Source organism: Mesorhizobium sp. M7A.F.Ca.US.006.04.2.1, assembly GCF_004022915.1.
GTDB lineage: Bacteria > Pseudomonadota > Alphaproteobacteria > Rhizobiales > Rhizobiaceae > Mesorhizobium > Mesorhizobium ciceri.
In genome coordinates this window covers 1-1,064 of the sequence record NZ_RZQA01001331.1, presented here as the reverse complement: position 1 = coordinate 1,064, position 1,064 = coordinate 1, and the positions used below count along the sequence as shown (strand labels likewise).

General features: G+C 64.9%; 2 protein-coding genes. Both read left to right on the top strand.

Annotated features, from left to right (window positions below; genetic code table 11):
• On the top strand, window positions 1-455 hold a 455-nt coding region (locus EN925_RS37070), incomplete at its 5' end, for an acetamidase/formamidase family protein (protein ID WP_206633163.1).
• A 46-nt stretch (window positions 456-501) separates the two neighbouring features.
• A partial coding sequence (locus EN925_RS37065) for an ABC transporter ATP-binding protein (protein ID WP_206633162.1) occupies window positions 502-1,064 on the top strand: 563 nt, incomplete at its 3' end.

Genomic DNA, 1,064 nt, shown 5'->3' with positions numbered 1-1,064 from the left:
GACAGCTCGACATCCGCGATCTCGCCGCCGGCACCACGCTCTATCTGCCGGTGGAAGTGGCGGGCGCGCTGTTTTCGGTTGGCGACACCCATGCCGCGCAAGGTGACGGCGAGGTCTGCGGCACGGCGATCGAAAGTCCGATGGACGTCGTGCTCAAGCTCGACCTGGTCAAGGATGCCAGGCTGAAGACGCCGCGCTTCACCACGCCAGGCCCGGTGACGCGCCATCTCGACGCCAAGGGCTATGAGGTGACGACCGGCATCGGTCCGGACCTGATGACCGGCGCCAGGGAAGCGGTTGCGCAGATGGTCGACCTGCTCGCCGGTCGTTATCACATCGACCCAGTCGAGGCCTATATGCTGGCCTCGGTCTGCGGCGATCTCCGCATCAGCGAGATCGTCGACATGCCGAACTGGGTGGTGTCGTTCTACTTTCCGCGCTGCGTGTTTGAATGAGGAGGGGGGTGTGCCGGAGTAAATCCCTCTCCGGGTCACGCGCGCAATGATCGCCGCCAGCGAACCCATACTCGACATCGCCAACCTCTCCGTCAGCGTGCGCGGCGAGGAGGGCGAGCGCGAGGTCGTCTCCGACCTGTCGCTGACGTTGTCTCGTGGCGAGACGCTGTGCATTGCCGGTGAATCCGGCTCCGGCAAGTCGATGACCGCTCTGGCCATCATGCAGCTTCTGCCGCAGCCTGCCGCCAGGATTTCATCCGGCAAGGTCCATCTCGGCGATACAGATCTGACGATTCTGGACGAGCGCCGGATGCGGCGCATTCGCGGCAACCGCATCGCCATGATCTTCCAGGAGCCGATGACCTCACTCAACCCGGTGCTGTCGATCGGCCGGCAGCTCACCGAATCCATCGAGGCGCATACCTCCCTGTCGCAGAGCGAGGCTCGCCAGCGTGCCATCGAGGCGCTGAAGGCGGTGCGCATTTCGGAAGCCGAAAGCCGGCTAAAGCAGTTTCCGCACGAACTGTCCGGCGGCATGCGCCAGCGGGTGATGATCGCCATGGCGCTGGCGCTCGAGCCGGACGTGCTGATCGCCGACGAGCCGACGAC